13 protein-coding genes and 2 tRNA genes are annotated in these 17715 nt (G+C 69.4%); 10 read left to right on the forward strand and 5 right to left on the reverse strand.

The window, feature by feature from the left end:
- The first annotated feature begins 116 nt into the window (after positions 1 to 116).
- Positions 117 to 4619, forward strand: a complete 4503-nt coding sequence (locus tag L942_RS42590) for a HAMP domain-containing protein (protein ID WP_235079649.1) — start codon at positions 117 to 119, stop codon at positions 4617 to 4619.
- Here L942_RS42590 and L942_RS39715 read toward each other — a convergent pair.
- Positions 4571 to 4644 (reverse strand) — tRNA-Gly (locus L942_RS39715). The genes L942_RS42590 and L942_RS39715 overlap by 49 nt on opposite strands.
- Positions 4645 to 4744: 100 nt before the next feature.
- Here L942_RS39715 and L942_RS39720 point away from each other — a divergent pair.
- A tRNA-Pro gene (locus L942_RS39720) sits at positions 4745 to 4821 on the forward strand.
- A 454-nt stretch (positions 4822 to 5275) separates the two neighbouring features.
- On the opposite strand, the gene L942_RS39725 is transcribed toward L942_RS39720, so the two are convergent.
- The gene (locus L942_RS39725) at positions 5276 to 6502 is read right to left on the reverse strand and encodes an MFS transporter (protein ID WP_158684603.1); all 1227 of its coding nucleotides are present in this window, start codon (positions 6500 to 6502) and stop codon (positions 5276 to 5278) included.
- 79 nt (positions 6503 to 6581) lie between these two features.
- On the opposite strand from L942_RS39725, the gene L942_RS39730 reads away from it, so the two are divergent.
- The 3 genes from L942_RS39730 (at position 6582) to L942_RS39740 (ending at position 8685) form a co-directional block, all read left to right on the forward strand.
- Positions 6582 to 7088 carry a MarR family winged helix-turn-helix transcriptional regulator gene (locus L942_RS39730; RefSeq protein WP_037370453.1) on the forward strand — a complete coding sequence of 169 codons (507 nt, stop codon included), beginning with the start codon at positions 6582 to 6584 and terminating at the stop codon, positions 7086 to 7088.
- Positions 7089 to 7183: 95 nt separating this feature from the next.
- Complete coding sequence (locus L942_RS39735) at positions 7184 to 7618, forward strand: VOC family protein (protein ID WP_037370454.1); 435 nt, start codon at positions 7184 to 7186, stop codon at positions 7616 to 7618.
- A gap of 47 nt (positions 7619 to 7665) precedes the next feature.
- A complete protein-coding gene (locus L942_RS39740) occupies positions 7666 to 8685 on the forward strand; it encodes an aldo/keto reductase (protein WP_037370456.1) in 1020 nt (339 codons plus the stop codon).
- A gap of 300 nt (positions 8686 to 8985) precedes the next feature.
- Here L942_RS39740 and L942_RS39745 read toward each other — a convergent pair whose 3' ends face one another.
- Positions 8986 to 9669: an SDR family NAD(P)-dependent oxidoreductase gene (locus L942_RS39745; RefSeq protein ID WP_037370458.1), complete on the reverse strand. Its 684-nt coding sequence runs from the start codon at positions 9667 to 9669 to the stop codon at positions 8986 to 8988.
- A gap of 113 nt (positions 9670 to 9782) precedes the next feature.
- Between L942_RS39745 and L942_RS39750 the strand changes: the two genes are divergently transcribed.
- Complete coding sequence (locus L942_RS39750) at positions 9783 to 10598, forward strand: LysR family transcriptional regulator (RefSeq protein WP_037370460.1); 816 nt, start codon at positions 9783 to 9785, stop codon at positions 10596 to 10598.
- Between the two features lie 160 nt (positions 10599 to 10758).
- Positions 10759 to 11379 (forward strand): DUF6000 family protein, encoded by a 621-nt coding sequence (locus tag L942_RS39755; RefSeq protein ID WP_037370461.1) that lies wholly within the window; start codon positions 10759 to 10761, stop codon positions 11377 to 11379.
- A gap of 419 nt (positions 11380 to 11798) precedes the next feature.
- Here L942_RS39755 and L942_RS39760 read toward each other — a convergent pair whose 3' ends face one another.
- Entirely contained in the window at positions 11799 to 13499 is a 1701-nt protein-coding gene (locus L942_RS39760; RefSeq protein ID WP_081655409.1) for a DUF3558 family protein, read from the reverse strand.
- A 225-nt stretch (positions 13500 to 13724) separates the two neighbouring features.
- Positions 13725 to 14486: a GntR family transcriptional regulator gene (locus tag L942_RS39765; RefSeq protein WP_081655410.1), complete on the reverse strand. Its 762-nt coding sequence runs from the start codon at positions 14484 to 14486 to the stop codon at positions 13725 to 13727.
- 131 nt (positions 14487 to 14617) lie between these two features.
- On the opposite strand from L942_RS39765, the gene L942_RS39770 reads away from it, so the two are divergent.
- Genes L942_RS39770 through L942_RS39780 form a run of 3 tightly spaced genes read left to right on the forward strand, consistent with a single transcriptional unit; the run spans position 14618 to position 17695 of the window.
- Entirely contained in the window at positions 14618 to 15460 is an 843-nt protein-coding gene (locus tag L942_RS39770; RefSeq protein WP_037370465.1) for a fumarylacetoacetate hydrolase family protein, read from the forward strand.
- An 18-nt stretch (positions 15461 to 15478) separates the two neighbouring features.
- Positions 15479 to 17224 carry an FAD-dependent oxidoreductase gene (locus L942_RS39775; protein ID WP_037370467.1) on the forward strand — a complete coding sequence of 582 codons (1746 nt, stop codon included), beginning with the start codon at positions 15479 to 15481 and terminating at the stop codon, positions 17222 to 17224.
- A 33-nt stretch (positions 17225 to 17257) separates the two neighbouring features.
- Positions 17258 to 17695, forward strand: coding sequence for a nuclear transport factor 2 family protein (locus L942_RS39780; RefSeq protein ID WP_037370469.1), 438 nt, complete (start codon positions 17258 to 17260; stop codon positions 17693 to 17695).
- The last annotated feature ends 20 nt before the right edge of the window (positions 17696 to 17715 follow it).

Raw genomic sequence — 17715 nt, forward strand, 5'->3', positions numbered from 1 at the left:
TCGGGGACGGCAACTTCCGGCGGCGCTTCGTGGCGCACGGCGACGGGATCACCGCCCGGCTCGCGGCCGCGTTCAACGACATCGCCGAGCGCAACCAGCGGCTCGTGACGGAACTCATGCGCGTGCGCGGCGAGGTCGGCCAGGAGGGCAAGCTCAACGAGCGCGTGCGCACCGAGATCGGCCCGGGCGGCTGGGCCACCGCGGTCGACACGATCAACGGGCTGATCGAGGACGTCAGCCGTCCGGTCGTGGAGCTCGACCGGGTGCTGGGCGCGGTCGCCGAGGGCGATCTGTCGCAGCCGATGGCGCTGCAGCTGGACGGCCGTCCGCTGCGCGGGCAGTACGCCGAGCTGGCGAAGACCGTGAACGGCCTCAACGCGCAGCTGTCCCGGTTCGCCGCCGAAGTGATCCGGCTCTCCCGCGAGATCGCCGGCGAGGGCCGCCTCGGCGGTCAGGCCGAGGTCCCCGGCGTGGCCGGGACGTGGCGCGATCTCACCGACTCGGTCAACTTCCTCGCCGACAACCTCACCGAGCAGGTCCGCAACATCGCCTCGGTCACCACCGCGGTCGCCCGCGGCGACCTGACGCAGAAGATCAACGTCGACGCCCGCGGCGAAATCCTCGAGCTGAAGAACACGATCAACACGATGGTCGACCAGCTCTCGTCGTTCGCCGACGAAGTCACCCGGGTGTCTCGCGAAGTCGGTTCCGAAGGACGGCTGGGCGGCCAGGCGCGCGTGCCGGGCGTCGCGGGCACCTGGCGCGACCTCACCGACTCGGTGAACCTGATGGCGGACAACCTGACCGACCAGGTCCGCAACATCTCGCAGGTCGCCACGGCGGTCGCGGCGGGCGATCTGACGAAGAAGATCGACGTCGACGCGCGCGGCGAGATCCTGCAGCTCAAGACGACGCTGAACACGATGGTCGACCAGCTCTCGTCGTTCGCCGACGAGGTCACCCGGGTCGCCCGCGAAGTCGGCAGCGAAGGCCGCCTCGGCGGGCAGGCGGAGGTCCCCGGCGCGGCCGGCACCTGGCGCAATCTCACCGACTCGGTGAACCAGATGGCGGACAACCTGACCGACCAGGTCCGCAACATCTCGCACGTGACCACCGCGGTCGCGAAGGGCGACCTGACGCAGAAGATCACCGTGGACGCGCGGGGCGAGATCCTCGAGCTCAAGACCACGATGAACACGATGGTCGACCAGCTCTCGTCGTTCGCCGACGAAGTGACCCGGGTCGCCCGCGAAGTCGGCACCGAGGGGCAGCTGGGCGGCCAGGCCACCGTGCCCGGGGTCGCCGGCATCTGGCGCGACCTGACCGGCTCGGTGAACTTCATGGCCAACAACCTCACCGCGCAGGTCCGCAACATCGCGCAGGTCGCGACGGCGGTGGCGCGCGGCGACCTGACGAAGAAGATCGCGGTCGACGCCAAGGGCGAGATCCTGGAGCTGAAGACCACGCTGAACACGATGGTCGACCAGCTGTCCGCGTTCGCCGACGAAGTCACCCGCGTGTCCCGCGAAGTCGGCACGGACGGGAAGCTCGGCGGGCAGGCGACCGTGCCGGGCGTCGCGGGCACCTGGAAAGACCTCACCGACAACGTGAACTTCATGGCCAACAACCTGACCGAGCAGGTGCGGAACATTTCGCACGTCACCTCGGCGGTGGCCCGCGGCGACCTGACGCAGAAGATCACCGTCGACGCGCGCGGCGAGATCCTCGAGCTGAAGAACATCCTCAACACGATGGTCGACCAGCTGTCCGCCTTCGCCGACGAAGTCACCCGCGTCGCCCGCGAAGTCGGCACCGAAGGCCGGCTGGGCGGCCAGGCACGCGTTCCCGGCGTCGCGGGGATCTGGAAAGACCTCACCGACAACGTGAACGTCATGGCCGACAACCTGACCGTGCAGGTCCGGAGCATCGCCACGATGGCGAGCGCGGTGGCGAACGGCGACCTGTCGAAGAAGATCTCGATCGACGCGGCGGGCGAGGTCGCGGCGCTCGCCGGGACGCTGAACGACATGGTCGAGACGCTGCGCGCGTTCGCCGACGAGGTCACCCGGGTCGCCCGCGAAGTCGGCACGGAAGGCATCCTCGGCGGTCAGGCGCGGGTCCCCGGCGTGGCCGGGACCTGGAAGGACCTGACCGAGAACGTCAACTTCATGGCGCACAACCTGACCAGCCAGGTGCGCAACATCTCGCAGGTCACGACGGCGGTCGCGCGCGGCGACCTTTCCCGCAAGATCGACGTCGACGCCCGGGGCGAAATCCTCGAGCTCAAGACCACGATGAACACGATGGTCGACCAGCTGTCCGCGTTCGCCGCGGAGGTCACGCGGGTCGCCCGCGAGGTCGGGACCGAGGGCAAGCTGGGCGGCCAGGCCGAGGTCGAGGGCGTGTCCGGCACCTGGAAGCGGCTGACCGAGAGCGTGAACCAGCTGGCGGGCAACCTGACCACGCAGGTCCGCGCGATCGGCCAGGTCGCCACGGCGGTGACCGCGGGCGACCTGACCCGGCACATCACCGTGGACGCGTCCGGCGAGCTCGCGGATCTCAAGGACAACATCAACCAGATGATCGCGAACCTCAAGGAGACCACCTCCGCGAACCGCGAACAGGACTGGCTGAAGACGAACCTGGCCCGGCTGTCCGGGCGGATGCAGGGCCACCGCGATCTCGCGTCGGTGGCGACGCTGATCCTGTCCGAGCTGGCCCCGCTGGTGAGCGCGCAGCAGGGGGCGTTCTTCATCGCGCACGACGACGAGGACGGCGAGAACCCGGACAAGCTGCTCGACTGCATCGCCGCCTACGGCCTCGCCCAGGCCCGCACCGGGCTGCGGTTCCGGCTCGGCGAATCGCTGATCGGCCAGGCCGCGGTGGACCGGCGGACGATACTGGTCAACGGCGCTCCCCCGGAGTACGCGCTGGTGTCGTCCGGGCTGGGCTCGGCCCCGCCGGTCAACGTGATCGTGCTGCCGGTGCTGTTCCAGGGCGAGGTGCTGGGCGTGCTGGAACTGGCGTCGGTCAACGAGTTCTCCGCGGTGCACCTGGACCTGCTGGAGCAGTTGCGGCACACGATCGGCGTCAACGTGAACACGATCCTGTCGAACTCGCGCACCGAGGCGCTGCTGACCGAATCGCAGCGGCTGGCCCAGGAACTGCGCGCGCGGTCCGAGCAGTTGCAGGCCCAGCAAGGAGAACTGCGCCGGTCGAACACCGAGCTGGCCGAGAAGGCGGCGCTGCTGGCCCAGCAGAACCGCGACATCGAGGTCAAGAACATCGAGATCGAGCAGGCGCGCCAGGAACTCGAGGAACGGGCCGGCCAGCTGACGGTCGCGTCGCAGTACAAGAACGAGTTCATGGCGAACATGTCGCACGAACTGCGGACTCCGCTCAACAGCGCGCTGATCCTGGCGAAGCTGCTGTCGGAGAACCCGGAGGGCAACCTCACCGAGAAGCAGATCCAGTTCGCGAAGACGATCTGGGCGGCGGGCAGCGATCTCCAGCAGCTGATCAACGACATCCTGGACCTGGCGAAGGTCGAGGCCGGGAAGCTGGACCTGCAGATGTCCGACGTGACGCTGCCGGAGCTGGTGAACTACGTCGAATCCCTGTGCCGCCCGCTGACCGCGGACAAGGGCCTGGAGTTCGCGGTCCTGATCGACCCGCCGGTGCCGGGCAGCGTGCACACCGACGAGCACCGTCTGCAGCAGGTGCTGCGGAACCTGCTGTCGAACGCCGCGAAGTTCACCGACGAGGGCGGCGTGCGCCTGCACATCCGGATGGCCGATCCGTCCGAGGTCGAGCAGGAGTCCCTGCGCTCGGCGGCCGGGATCATCGCGTTCGCGGTCGAGGACACCGGCATCGGCATCCCGGAGGAGAAGCTGGAGGTCATCTTCGACGCCTTCCGCCAAGCCGACGGCACGACGAGCCGCAAGTACGGCGGAACGGGCCTGGGCCTGTCGATCAGCCAGCAGCTGACGGAACTGCTGAGCGGCGAACTGCGCGTCAGCAGCGTCCCGGGCAAGGGCAGCACCTTCACGCTGTACCTGCCGGTCGGCGCGGCGAACCTGATCGCCCCGACGACCCCGGTGCGCCCCACGCCGAAGCTGCCGGTCCTGCCGAGCACCATCACGGTGGCCGAACCGAACAGCGCGCCGAAACGCTTCAACGGCGAAAAGGTCCTCATCGTCGACGACGACCTGCGCAACGTCTTCGCCCTCGCCGCGGTGCTCGAGCAGGCGGGCTTGGAAGTCATCTACGCCGACACCGGCGTGGCCGGCATCCGGGCCCTGGAACGCCACGAGGACACCGCGCTGGTGCTGATGGACGTGATGATGCCGGAACTGGACGGAAACGCGACCATCGCCGCCATCCGCGCCGAAGCGGCCCACGAAGACCTGCCCGTGATCGCGGTCACCGCGAAAGCGACGGAAGAAGACCGCGAACGCACGCTGGCCTCGGGAGCGGACGACTACATCACGAAGCCGGTGGACACCGACCTGCTGCTGGACGTGATCGCCGCCCGCCTGGAGGCGGACGCGGCGTCGTCGGAGGTGGAAACTGGAGCGGGTGACGGGAATCGAACCCGCGTAGCTAGTTTGGAAGACTAGGGCTCTACCATTGAGCTACACCCGCAGCGCCCTCGGTGACCCGGGAGCGAAGCTAGCTTAGCGTGCCCGCTAGGGTGGGTCGTACACCCCCCGGGTACACCGGCTTCCGGGGCCGTCGGGGGTGCCGGGATGTGGCGCAGCTTGGTAGCGCATCCGCTTTGGGAGCGGAGGGTCGCAGGTTCAAATCCTGTCATCCCGACCACATAGAACACATCTACACCTGCGACCATCCGCGCACGAGTACCCCTCGCGTCCGGGTGGTCGTTTTGCGTTAGCGCGTGTCCGTCGGCCGCAGCAGCGTGCAGCACCGAACTCGGCAGCAGACGAGACATCACTTCACCCTCACCGTCCACTGGAGAGCTTCTATCTCCCCGGCGGGATGGGCAGGAGCCTCCTCCGGCAGCGCGTCACGCGCCTCTAATAGCGCCCGAAACGGCTCGGTGGCTTCAGCCCGTTCAACACTGCCGTCCTCCCCGCCGAATGTGGTTCGGTGCCGGAGCGCAGGCCGCCCGGCAGTTGGTTGCAGCGGTGAGCGCCGCCGCAGGAGCGGTTGCCACATCGCGGTTGGTCGCTTTGGCAGTTTCGATCTCTTTCGGTGCCGACCTACCCGCTGTCCACCGTTGACTGGTGATCATGCATGACGGGGGGGATTCGTGTCAGCCTCCAGCGACGAGGCCGCGCCGGTGCGTTTCTCCCGACGCCGACGGTATGTCCGCCGTGGCGAAGTCGCCGCCGGCACGCCTGTTCGGGCGGCGTAGGTCAGGAAGCACGAGTGCGCCGGCGGCGAGTCCGATGGCGGTGCAGGCTGGCCAGACTGCCGCTGGTGCCCAGGCGTAGAGGGCGGTGCCGAAGGCGGGCGCGATCAGTAGCGCGGTTCCGTAGGCGAGGCTCCGGAGCCCGGCGTAGCGGCCGAGTTGGTTTGGCGGGGCTAGGTCGGTCAGGTAGGCGGCGGCTACCGGCCATTGAACGAGTTCGCCGAATGTCCACACGGTGACCGCGAGCACCAGTGTGGGCAACGCGCCGCCGAGGCCGACCAGCCCCATGCCGAGTCCGATGGAGACGCAGGTGACCGTGATGACCGCGGCCGGATCCCAGTGCCGGGTTCGGTTGCTCAGCGGCAGTTGCAGAGCGACCGTGAGCACGGCGGCCCACGAGAGCAGCCCGCCGTAGGTGGCGGTGTTGTGGCCGTGCCCGGTTACCCACACCGCGAATGCGCCCTCCGACTGGAACAGCACGACGTTGATCAGCAGCGTGCTCAGCAGCAACCGGACGGCGGGCCCGCGCCGGGCGGGATCGGGCGGCGCGAGCGCCGGATCTGCGCCGTAGGGCGGGCGGCTCCGGGCGGGCAGCAGCACGAGCGCCAGCACGCCCCAGGCCGCCGACGTGGCCGCGTCGACGGCGAACAGCCAGCCGAACCCCTGCTCGGCAAGGATCCCGGCGACCGCCGGACCGGCGGCCATGCCGAGGTTGACCCCGAGCTGGTACACCCCGAACGCGGTCACCCGCTGGTCGGGCCGCACAGCATCGGCCAGCAGCGCGCTGGTCGCCGGCCGGTACAACTCGCTTGCCAAGCCGGTGAGCGCGGCGAGCGCGACGATCGCCGGCAACGGTCGAGCGGCCTGCAGGCACAGCATCGCCGCAGCAGAGGCGAACATCGACAGCGCGGTCGTGACGCGGCCGCCTATCCGGTCGGTCAGCTCTCCGCCCAGCGGTCCAGCAGCCATCTTCCCGGCCGCGTACGCGCTGGCCGCCAGCCCGGCCGCGGGGATCGAGTACCCCAGGTGGCGCACCCACAGCACCAGGAATACCAGCACGAATCCGCCGAACCGGTTGACCAGCGAGCCGCCGGCCAGCACCCACACCGCACGCGGAATCGTGCGCATCGAACGGAACATCGATTGACCTCCCCAGATAGATCAGTGTTAATATGCTCAACGTTGAGACAATAAGCGGGAGTGTCAAGTGCCAGAAGCGAAACGGGACGTGGTGGCCGCGATCCTGGACCAGTGGCGGGCCGAGCGGCCGGAGGTCGACTACGCCGGCGTGGAGGTGTGGGCGAGGATCGCCCGGGTCGGGCAAGTGGCCGATCGGCAGCTGCGTGAACTGCAGGCCCGGCACGGGCTGGAGCCGTGGGAATACGACGTGCTCGCCGCGCTCCGCCGCGCCGGCAAACCCTACGAACTGACCGCCGGCGAGCTGACGAAGGCGATGCTGGTCGTGTCGGGCACGATCACGAACCGAGTGGACCGCATGGCCGCCCGGGGCCTGGTTCAGCGCACGGCCAGCCGGCGCGATCGGCGCTCCACCCTGGTTCGGCTCACCCGTGCCGGGCTGACCGCCATCGACGAGGCGATGCCGACCTTGGCCGCGGGCGAGCTCGACCTGCTCTCGGGCCTGACTGCTGCCGAGCGCGACCGGTTGGCCCTGCTCCTGCGCCGGTTGCTCCTGAGCCTCGGCGACCGGGGCTGACAGGTCTCCCGCGTCGCTCCGCGCAGAAGATCTCGCCCCCGCTTGGATCCCAGGATCCAGTCCCTGCCCATTCCCGCCCGACGGAAGGCAATCCGATGCCCACCCTCACCCCACACCTGGTCGTCCGCGACGTCACCCGCGCCGCGGACTGGTACGCACACGCACTCGGCGCGCAGGAGCGCAGCCGCATTCCCTTGCCCGGCGGCAAGGTGCTGACGATCGAGCTCGCGTTCGGAGACTCGACCGTGATGATCGCCGACGAGTTCCCGGACCAGGGCATCGTCTCGCCGCTGACGCTCGGCGGCACCTACGGGGCGCTGCAGATCGCGACCGACGACGTCGACGCCCTCTGGAAGACGGCCCTGGATGCGGGCGCCGAGGTGTTCCACCCGCTGCAGGACGCGTTCTGGGGCGAACGGCACGGGCAGATCATCGACCCGTTCGGCCACCGGTGGGGACTGGCGCAGCGCCTGCGGGACGTCTCCCCGGAGGAGGTCGCGCTCGAGGCCGCGAAGATGTTCGGCGCCTGAACCCATCCGCCCAAAGCACGACGACACGACAAGGGAAGAGGACCACCATGCGTTACCGACTGCTGGGCCGGACCGGACTGCGGGTCTCCGAACTGTTCCTGGGCGCGATGACTTTCGGCGAACAGGGCGGCGTGGGCGCCCCGCCCGACGAGTGCCGCCGGATGCTCGACGCGTATGCCGATGCCGGCGGCAACGTCGTCGACACCGCGATCAACTACCGAGGCGGGCAAAGCGAAACCATCCTGGGCGAACTGCTCGAGGACCGCCGCGACCGCTTCGTGCTGGCCACGAAATACACCGTGTCCCGCGACGGCGCCGACCCGAACGCCGCGGGCAACCACCGCAAGAACCTCGCCCGATCGCTGGAGACCAGTTTGCGGCGGCTGCGCACGGACTACATCGACCTGTACTGGGTGCACTTGTGGGACCGGCACACGCCTGTCGAGGAGACGATGCGCGCACTGGACGACGCCGTGCGCGCCGGGAAGATTCTCTACGTGGGGATCTCCGACGCCCCGGCGTGGGTCGTCTCCCGCGCCAATACTCTCGCCGACTGGCGCGGCTGGACCCCGTTCGCGGGACTGCAGGCCCCCTACAACCTGCTCAACCGCGACATCGAACGCGAATTGCTGCCCATGGCCGAGTCGTTCGGCATGAGCGTCGCCGTCTGGGGACCGCTCGCCAGCGGCGTGCTCTCCGGCAAGTTCACCCGGCCCGGCGGACCCGATACCGCCACCCGCGTGGCACCAGAGTCGCTCGGCGACCGCGACCACGCCGCGGCACGCGCCGTTCAGCAGGTCGCCGACGAACTTGGGGCCACCGCGTCCCAAGTAGCGATCGCCTGGACCCGCTCCCGGTCCCGCGCAGTGCACCCGATCATCGGCGCCCGGACCGTCGACCAGCTCAAGGACAACCTCGGCGCCGTCGACGTCGCCCTGCCCGACGAGGCGGTCGAACGCCTGGCGGCAGCGGTCGACTTCACCGCGGGCTTCCCCACCGACTTCATCGCCGAGACCGGCCCGTGGGTCTTCGGCGAGGCGTCCGCGCGGGTCGACGGGAGGCCTTGACGACGCGTGTGCGAAATACCTGTCGCGGCCGAACAGCCGTGGCGGGCGGACGTCGGACGTCGGCCGTGACTCAGCCGTTCTGCTGGGATCGCCCCGGCCAGCATGTCCCACCATGAACGGCCCGACACCATCGTCGTCGGCACCGGAGCGGCGGGACTCGCCGCTGCCACTGCTGCATGAAGAACAATCCGCGGCGACGGTCGCCGCGTACAACATGGTTCTCCGTTTCCTGGTTGGTCTGGAGAGCTGCCCGCGTCGGCCAGGCCGCCGGTCTCCGTGCGCTCGAAGTGGCCAGCCGGGTCAGGAAGTGACCAGCCGGTCAGCGGGCCCACGCGCGGCGTGCATGTCCCAGTGGATACGCGCGATCTCGTCCGGTTCCATCGGCGACGCGTCCGCCGGAGCGCCCGGGGTGCCCGCGATCCACGCGCCGAGGGCGACATGACCGACGTAAACGCCCTTCTCCGCCAGCGCGCCGTTGAGGTTGAGGACCCAGTTGTGCAGTGCGGCACCCGCCGCGCCGACCGCGCCGGCCCACGGTGTCGGCACGACCGCGCTCGCTCCCGTGGTGTACAGGATTGTGCCCGCGCCGGCCGCCACCATCGCTGGGAGCACTGCGTGGGTCGCGGCGATCGCGCCGTAGCAAGAGCCTTCGATCTGGGGCCGCAGGGTTTCGACGGTCACGTCCAGCACCCCGGTCATCCAGCTGTCGCCGACCCGCACGTACGGCGCGGAGTACTGCAGCACGTCGATTCCGCCGAATCGCGCCGCGGCACTGTCCAGGGCGGAGGCCAACGCGGGGCGGTCCGTGACATCGGCGGGAAACGCTGCCGCGTTGACGCCTTCAGCCGCCAGTTTTCCGGTGAGTTCGCCGAGTCGTTCCGGGGAGCGGGCGATGAGGGCGACGTCGAAACCGTGGCTGCCGAAGACCCGGCCGAGCGACAGGCCGAGCCGCGTGCCGGCGGCGACGAGAGCGATTGCGGGCATAGCGGAAATCTCCTCAGCGCGGTCCGCCGGCTGTCCGGCCGGCTCCTCCACTCCAGCACCGCCGCTCGCGACCTGTCCAAGGCCGACCGCGCCGCGATCGATAGCCTGGAGTAATGGACCGGTTGGAGACGCGGGAGCTGGCGCATTTCCTCGCGGTGGCCGACGAACTCCACTTCGGCCGCGCCGCGACCCGGCTGGGCATCACGCAACCCGCGCTGTCGAAGACGATCCGGCAGATGGAACGCCGGTTGGGCGTCGACCTGTTCGCCCGGACCAGCCGCGCCGTCGCGCTCACCCCGGCCGGCCAGGTGCTCGCCCGCGAAGCACGGGCGGCGCTGGAGGCGGTGACCGCCGCGACCGCGCGGACCCGCCGGGCCGGCGACCCGCGCTTGGTCCTGGCCATGAAACCCGGCGGCGACGCGGGCTTGCTCCCCGCCGTCCTCGCGGCCTACGAACGCGAACCGGACGTGCTGCCGATCGAGGTGGCCTTCGGCGGCGACCGCGCCCGGATGCTGCGCGAAGGGCAGGCCGACGCGGCACTCTTGTACGCACCGCCCGACGACGTGCGCGGCCTGGACACCGAGACGCTGCTGCGCGAAGCACCGTTCGCCGTGCTGCCCACGTCCCACCCGCTCGCGCGCCGGGCAGGTGTGCGCATGGCCGATCTCGCGGGCGAAAACCTGCACAAACATCCCGCCGACGCCAACGCGACCGGCACCATCAGCGAACTGATGCATCTCATCGCCCTTGGCCGCAAGATCGCCGTGCTGCCCCAGTCGCTGACCACACCGCTGCGCGACGACCTGGCCGTCGTTCCCGTGACCGACCTTCCGCCCAGCAACCTCCTGCTCGCCTGGCCCGCACACAGCACGTCTCCCTCGGTCGCCGCACTCGCCCGGGCTGTCGCGAACGTCGCGCCCGCACACTGAGCCCGTGCCGCACCGAATCCGTGGACTGTCCACTGTGGATCGATGACGCGGGCCCTCGAATAGGGGTTAGCTGAGAAACGCTTCAGCAGATCGCCGCGCGATGAGACGTCGGCTGCGCCGCGAGCTGGCCAACTCGCCCTCGCACCGGCAGGATCAGCCCATGGGCAACCATCGCCGGGAACCGTGCCTCGGTGTCATCGTCGACCGTTACGTCACGCCCGGCCGCCGATACCTGAAGCTGCGCGGCGGCAGCTTTCTGGCCGTGACCGACCCCGCCGAACACAGCGCTTTCGCGCGTGCGCTCGCCGCCGACGCGCGGCAGATCACCGACGACGAGCTCCGGGAACTGCTCGGGTACGAATGGCGGGCACAGCTGACTGCGGCCTGGCTGGCCGGGCTCGACCGGCGCGTCGAGCACCGCGAGCGCATCGGAGAACTGCTGCTGGCGAGCAAACTGTGTCACGCGGGCCGGGGATTCTGCTTCGCTCTGGCTCGGTTCGGCACCCGGCAGGACGCGCAGTTGCTGGCCGACTATCACGACCGCTATCTGGCCCGGCCCGACCTGGCCTACGACCAGCACTGGGCGATGGGGACGCTCCTGCACCTGGACGCCCGGCTAGGCACTGAATGCGCCAGCCGGTTCCTCGAGCCGGACGGGGCGTGGCGGCGATGGGCGGAGGCGACGGCGACGCCGTTCACCGATCCGGGTTTCGTGCGTCCGCTGATCGGCGAGCTGTGTTCCTTCGCCGACCACTGCATGCGGTCCGCCGATGAAGGATGATCCAGGCGTTGCTTGGCTTGGTGGTCGTCCCGCGCAGAGCACGGCTGTCCAGGGGAAATCTGCACGAATTCCGGCTCTTCTGGATGGGTGACGAGATGCCGAGCCGCGCGTCGCGGACCTCGGCCTCAGCCCGTGCAAGGTGATGAGCAGTCCAGGCACCGCGCGTCACCAGGTCAGGGCCAGTGTCGTCGACGTGCCAGACCGGCGCCCGCACCGCCTGCGCGTGCACCGCTCCGCGCTCCCCCAACAGACACCGGGGACGCGCAAGTCGGCATTGGCCGTCGCGCGTCGACGACGCGGGAGCCGGGCAGTGGCGGTCCACGGCTCGGCGTCCAGGATGTCGCGCAGTCCGGAGCGGATTTCGCTGGGTCGCAGTCGGCTGTCCACGACTGGATCACACCGACAGTGCCGCGATCAGATCACTTGAAGTACTTCTCGACGGTCTGCGCCATCGCTTTCTCCGCCGTGCTGGCGGCTTCCGGCGGCAGCTGGCTGTACGCGTCGGGCATGTCCTTGCCGCGGCCCGGTTGGCCTTCCACCTTGATGTGGAGGTTGCCGTGCGCTCGCAGGTCGTTCGTCGGCGACAGGTAGATGTCGTACTCGGTGTTGTGGTCGTTGGTGTATTCGATCGCGGCTTTGCCGGCGATGGTGGTTTCCCGCCTGCCCGGCGAGCCCTGGCCGTAGTCGCCGGGGGCGTCCGTCGGGTTGACGTTCACCTGGATCATCAGCTCGTGCTTCGGGTCCACGAAGAAGCAGTGGGATCCCCACGTCACGGGAGTGAATTGCTTGCCGTACAAGGCGATGACGGCGTCCTGGAACACCGCGCACTGCACGTTCCGGTTGATCGCGGCGTCAGCCATGATCTGCTGCGGCGAGGACGCCACCGTGACCTGCTGGTAGGGCTCGCAGTCGGGCACGCTGCCGGTCACCGCGAGATCGACGCAGGCGCCCCTGGCTCCGGTGTCGTTGTCGTTCGGCCCGTAGAGCACCTCCTTCGCCGGGGCGACCTGGCCCGGTTGCCCCGTCGCGAGGCCCATCACGTGCTCGGCGAGCGCGGCGGCCGCGTCGCAGCTGCTGTCCTCCACCTCCACGGTCACGTCCGCGAACCACTTGTTCTGGTTGCCGGAGGGGCCGTCGTCCCATTTGGCTTGGCAGTGGTCGCCGAGGGTGGTCATGCCGACGTTCTTGCCCGCGATCGACCGCGGCTGGCTCCCGGTGAGCTCGGCCGGGGTGTCGTAGAACATCTCGATCTTCGGGCCGGCCTTCTGGCTCGCGGAATCGTTGGTCTCGCACCCCGCGAGGGGGTCCTTGCTGCCGCTGGGCCGGTACCGGTACTTCTTCGCCTCGTCGCCGGGCAGCGCCGTGGCCAGCAGCGTGCAGCCGTCCCACGCGGAATAGGGCCGGTGCGCCGGGGCGATCGCGGCCGGGTTCCGCAGCCGCGGCACGGCCGCTTCCGCGTACCGGCGCACGATCGGACAGACGTCGCCGTCGCCGCCGGTCAGGCTGTAGGAGAACTCGATCGCCAGCTCGAAGTTCACCGGGAACTCCAGCCGGCAGGTGGGGTGTTTGGCGGTTTCGGAGTACTGGTACGCCTTCGCGCCCCCGATGGTGACCGGCATGCCGAAGTACCGCAGCAGTTGCTCGGAGTACTCGCCGACCTTCACCATCACCCCGGGGTCGCCTGGTTCGTAGTTCGCGCCCGCGACCAGGAAACACGCGTGCGGCCCCTTCGCGATCGTGACCGCGTTGGGATTTCCGACCTGCCGCGCGACCGCGGGGTCGACGAGCGCGCACGGGTCGATGGCCCGCAGCGCGGCGGTGACCGCGGCCGCGTCACGTGCCTGCGGCGCGGGAGTGTGCGCCTCCGGCTGCATCCCGCTGTCCGACGCGGACGACGAGCCGTCCCGCGGACCACCGCCGGTCAGCACGATCGCCCCGGTGACCGTCGCCGCGAGGACGATCACGATCAACGGGACCAGCCACAGCCACAATTTCTTCTTCCGCGGCGGAACCGGCGGGGGCGGCGGTGCTGCCGGTCCCCACGGCTGTTGCCCCCATTGCGGCTGCGGTTGCTGCGGCCCCTGCCCGTACTGGGGCATGCCGCCGTACGGCGAATTCACGTCGTTCCCCCCGACATGTGCACAGAATGCGTGTCCGCATACCTTAGATCACAGACGACGGATTGGGGCGGCAATGCGACTGTGTCGCCCCCCTGGCTCGCTGGCCTGGTCGCGCAGCCCGAAGCCTACGACCGAGCCCCAGGACGACGAGCCGAACCACGCGCAGCCTCAGCGTGAACGAATCGGAAAGGTCAAGAACCAAGCCGAAACCGCAGTTCGCCCCTGTCAAAGCGTCGTCTCGACCGCGATCCGTTCCGCGTCCGCCATTCGGGCCAAAAGCTCCGGAGGCGTGCCCGGAAACCCGTCGTCGAGCTGGGAAGACCGGTCGCCGTCGAGCAGGATTTCCGTCGTGTGGCTGATATGCCGCGCCAGTGCCGCGACGGCGGCTTCGGTTTCGCGGGCTAGGGCGAGTTCCATCAGGGTCCGGTGTTCCGCGATCACGTCGCGGCCGGGGTGGCGGGAGTGCTGCTGCGACCACGAGCGGTAGAGCTCCGCCGAGTCGCGCAGCGAATTCGCGATGCTCAGCAGGCGGGAGTTGCGGCAGCCGGCCAGCAGGGTGTGGTGGAAGTCGGCGTGCGCGCGGGACCACGCGTCGCTTACCCGTTCCGGATCGTCCTGGTCGTACTGCGGCGTCCGCTCGAGCGTGTGGTGCTTCGCGACCAGATCCGATTCCCACGGCGTGTCGCCCTCGGCCAGCGACATCCGCAGCACCAGGCATTCGATCGCCACGCGGGCGGCGGTGAGGTCGGTCAGGTCCGCCGCGGACAACGGGGTCACCTGGAAACCCTGGTGCGGCTGCGACCGGACGAGGTCCTGCTCGGCCAGCCGGGTCAGGGCTTCGCGGAGCACTCCCACGCCGACGCCGTACCGGGCGCCGAGTTCCGGGAACTTCAGCTTCTCCCCCGGGGCCAGCCGCCCGGCCAGGATGTCGGCCCGCATCGTCGCGAACGTGTCGTCCGCGCGGGTGCCGTGCGTGGATCGCGCCATGGTCCAACAGTAGCAGCAGAACAGAACGTACCGACAACTTTCTGCTTTCCATTGAACTTTAGAAAGTTTGCGGTCATGCTGGGTCCCACAGCGCGGGGTGGCGCCGGCCGCCCCGGCCGAGGAGGACGACGATGAAGTTGGCGAACCTGGCAGGACGAGCGGTCCTGGTGACCGGCGACGGAGCGGCTGACGTCGCCCGGGACAGCGACGGGCGCTTCGGCCCGGATCCGCAGGCGGTCCTGGAGCGGTGGACCGAGTTCCGGGAGTGGGCGCGAAGCGCGACGCTGGCTCCGCGGAGTTTCGACGAGGCGTTGCTCGGCCCGCCGGTGCCGAGGCCGCGGCAGATCTTCGCGATCGCGCTCAATTACCGGGCGCACGCGGCCGAGTCGGGCTTCGACATCCCGGCCAAGGCCTCGGTGTTCACGAAATTCGCCTCGTCGCTGACCGGGCCGTCCGGCGACATCGCCCTCGTCGACGGGAACGTCGACTGGGAAGCGGAACTGGTCGTCGTGATCGGCCGCGAGGCGCGCGCCGTGCGAGAACAGGACGCGTGGGACCACGTCGCCGGGCTGACCAACGGCCAGGACGTCTCCGAGCGCACCCGGCAGCTCGCCGGGCCCGCCCCGCAGTTCAGCCTGGCCAAATCGCACCCGGGCTTCAGCCCGATCGGGCCGTGGATCGTCACCCCGGACGAACTGGAGAACCCGGACGACCTGGAGATCGCCTGCGCGATCAACGGCGAGGAGGTCCAGAAGAGCCGGACCTCGGACCTGATCTTCTCGGTGCCCGTGCTGATCGAACAGCTTTCCGAGGTCCTCCCGCTCTACCCCGGCGACCTGATCTTCACCGGCACCCCGTCCGGCGTCGGCCTCGCCTCGCACCCGCAGCGCTACCTCGCCGCCGGCGACGTGCTGACCACCCGGATCGAGGGGCTGGGCCGGATGACCCACCGCCTCGTCGCGTCCCGCGGCTGACCGGGAAGGAGACCGACCATGCGAGTCGTCGAAACCGATGTCCTCGTCGTGGGCGCCGGGCCCTGCGGACTCACGGCCGCCGCGTTCCTGGCGAAGTACGGCGTCGAGGCCATCACTGTCACCAAGTATCCGCGCACTGCCAACACGCCGCGGGCGCACATCACGAACCAGCGCACCATGGAAGTCATGCGCGACCTCGGCATCGAGGAACAGGTGCGCGCCGTTTCCGTGCCCAACGAGCTGATGGCCGACAACGTGTGGGCCACGAGCATGGCGGGCAAGGAGATCGCCCGGGTGAAAACCTGGGGGACGATGATCGCGCGCAAGGCCGACTACGAGGCGGGCAGCCCGTCGGCCATGTGCAACATGCCCCAGCACCTGTTCGAGCCCCTGATCCTGCAGGGCGCGCTCGACCGCGGCGCCGACATCCGGTTCTCCACCGAGCTGATCGAAATCGCCCAGGACGACGCCGGGGTCACGGCGACCGTCCGGTACCGCCACACCGGCGAGACCTATCGGATCAAGGCGAAGTACGCCATCGGCGCCGACGGCGGCCGCTCGACGGTCGCCGACCAGCTCGGGTTCTCGCTGGAGGGAGAAACCGGCCTCGGATACGCGGTCAACGTCTGGCTCGAAGCCGACCTCTCGCGCTTCCGCGCGCACCGCCCGGGCGTGCTGTTCTGGACCGTCCAGCCGGGCAAGGACTTCTGGCTCGGCTCCGGAGTCTTCATCACCGTGCGGCCTTGGAACGAATGGGTCCTGGTGTTCATGTACGACCCGGACACCGAGGAGATCGACACCAGCGAAGAAGCGATGCTGCCCCGCGTCCACAAGGCGATCGGCGACGACAGCGTCCCGGTCACGATCAAGAACGTCTCGACCTGGCAGGTCAACCACGTCCTCGCCAGCGAGTACCGGCGAGGACGGGTGTTCCTGGCGGGCGACGCCGCGCACCGGCACCCGCCCGCGAACGGGCTCGGATCCAACACCTCCATCCAGGACGCCTACAACCTCGCCTGGAAACTGGCCGCCGTCCTCAACGGACACGCCGGCGAAGGGCTGCTCGAGACCTACCACCAGGAACGCCATCCGGTGGGTCGCCAGGTCGTGGACCGCGCCCTGAAAAGCGCCGGCATCGTGGGCCAGGTGCCGTCCATTCTCGGCATCCGGCCGGGCCAGACCGACGAGGAAGGCTGGGCGGCGATCGACGGATTCTTCGCCGACACCGACGACGGCCGCAGGCGGCGGAAAGCGCTCGAAGACTGCCTCGACGAAAACGCGTACCACTTCCACGCGCACGGTGTCGAACTCGGCCAGCGCTACACCTCGGCCGCCGTCGTCGACGACGGCACCCCGTTCCCGGACTACACCCGCGATTCCGAGCTCTACTACCACCCCACCACCCACCCCGGCGCCTACCTCCCGCACGTCTGGCTCGAACGACACGGCAAGCAGATCTCGACGCTCGACGTCGTCGGGCACGGCAGATTCACCCTGATCACCGGCATCGGCGGCGAAGCCTGGATCGCCGCGGCGGAGAAGATCGGCGCCGAGCTGGGCATCGAGATCGCCAGCGCGCCCATCGGCTACCGGCTCGCCTTCGACGACGTGTACGGCGACTGGGCCAGAACCCGCGAGGTGACCGACGGCGGCTGCCTGCTGGTCCGGCCCGACCGGCACATCGCCTGGCGCAGCCACGACAAGGCCGACGACCCGGTCGGCGCGCTGCGCGAAGCGGCCAAGTCCGCCCTTTCCCGCACCTGAGCCCGGCCATTCATTCGATCAAGGAGGCTCGAAATGACCATCACGACCGGCACCATGACCGACGAACAGCGCAAGTCGGTAGCCCTGGAATTCCTCAAGCGAGTCGATTCCGGCGGCAACGTCCTCGAACTCTTCGCCGACGACGCCGAGTTCTGCTTCCCGAAATACGGCACGGTCCGCGGCATCGACAAAATCGGGGAATTCTTCGGCCAGCTCGGCGGCATCATCTCGGCGATCGAACACCACACCGCGTATTTCAACTACGTCGTCGACGGCGACAAGGTCGTCGTCGAAGGCACCAGCCACGGCACGACCGCGAACGGCGTCGAGTGGCGGGCGGGAGTGACCTCCGCCGGGCCGTGGTGCGACGTGTTCGAAATCCGCGACTTCAAGATCCAGCGCCTCTTCGTCTACCTCGACCCGGACTACGCCGGCGAGGACACCGCCCGTTACCCGTGGCTCGCCGAATAACCTTTCCCTTCTGCCGTAAG

Source organism: Amycolatopsis orientalis DSM 43388 (assembly GCF_000411975.1).
Lineage (GTDB): Bacteria > Actinomycetota > Actinomycetes > Mycobacteriales > Pseudonocardiaceae > Amycolatopsis > Amycolatopsis orientalis_D.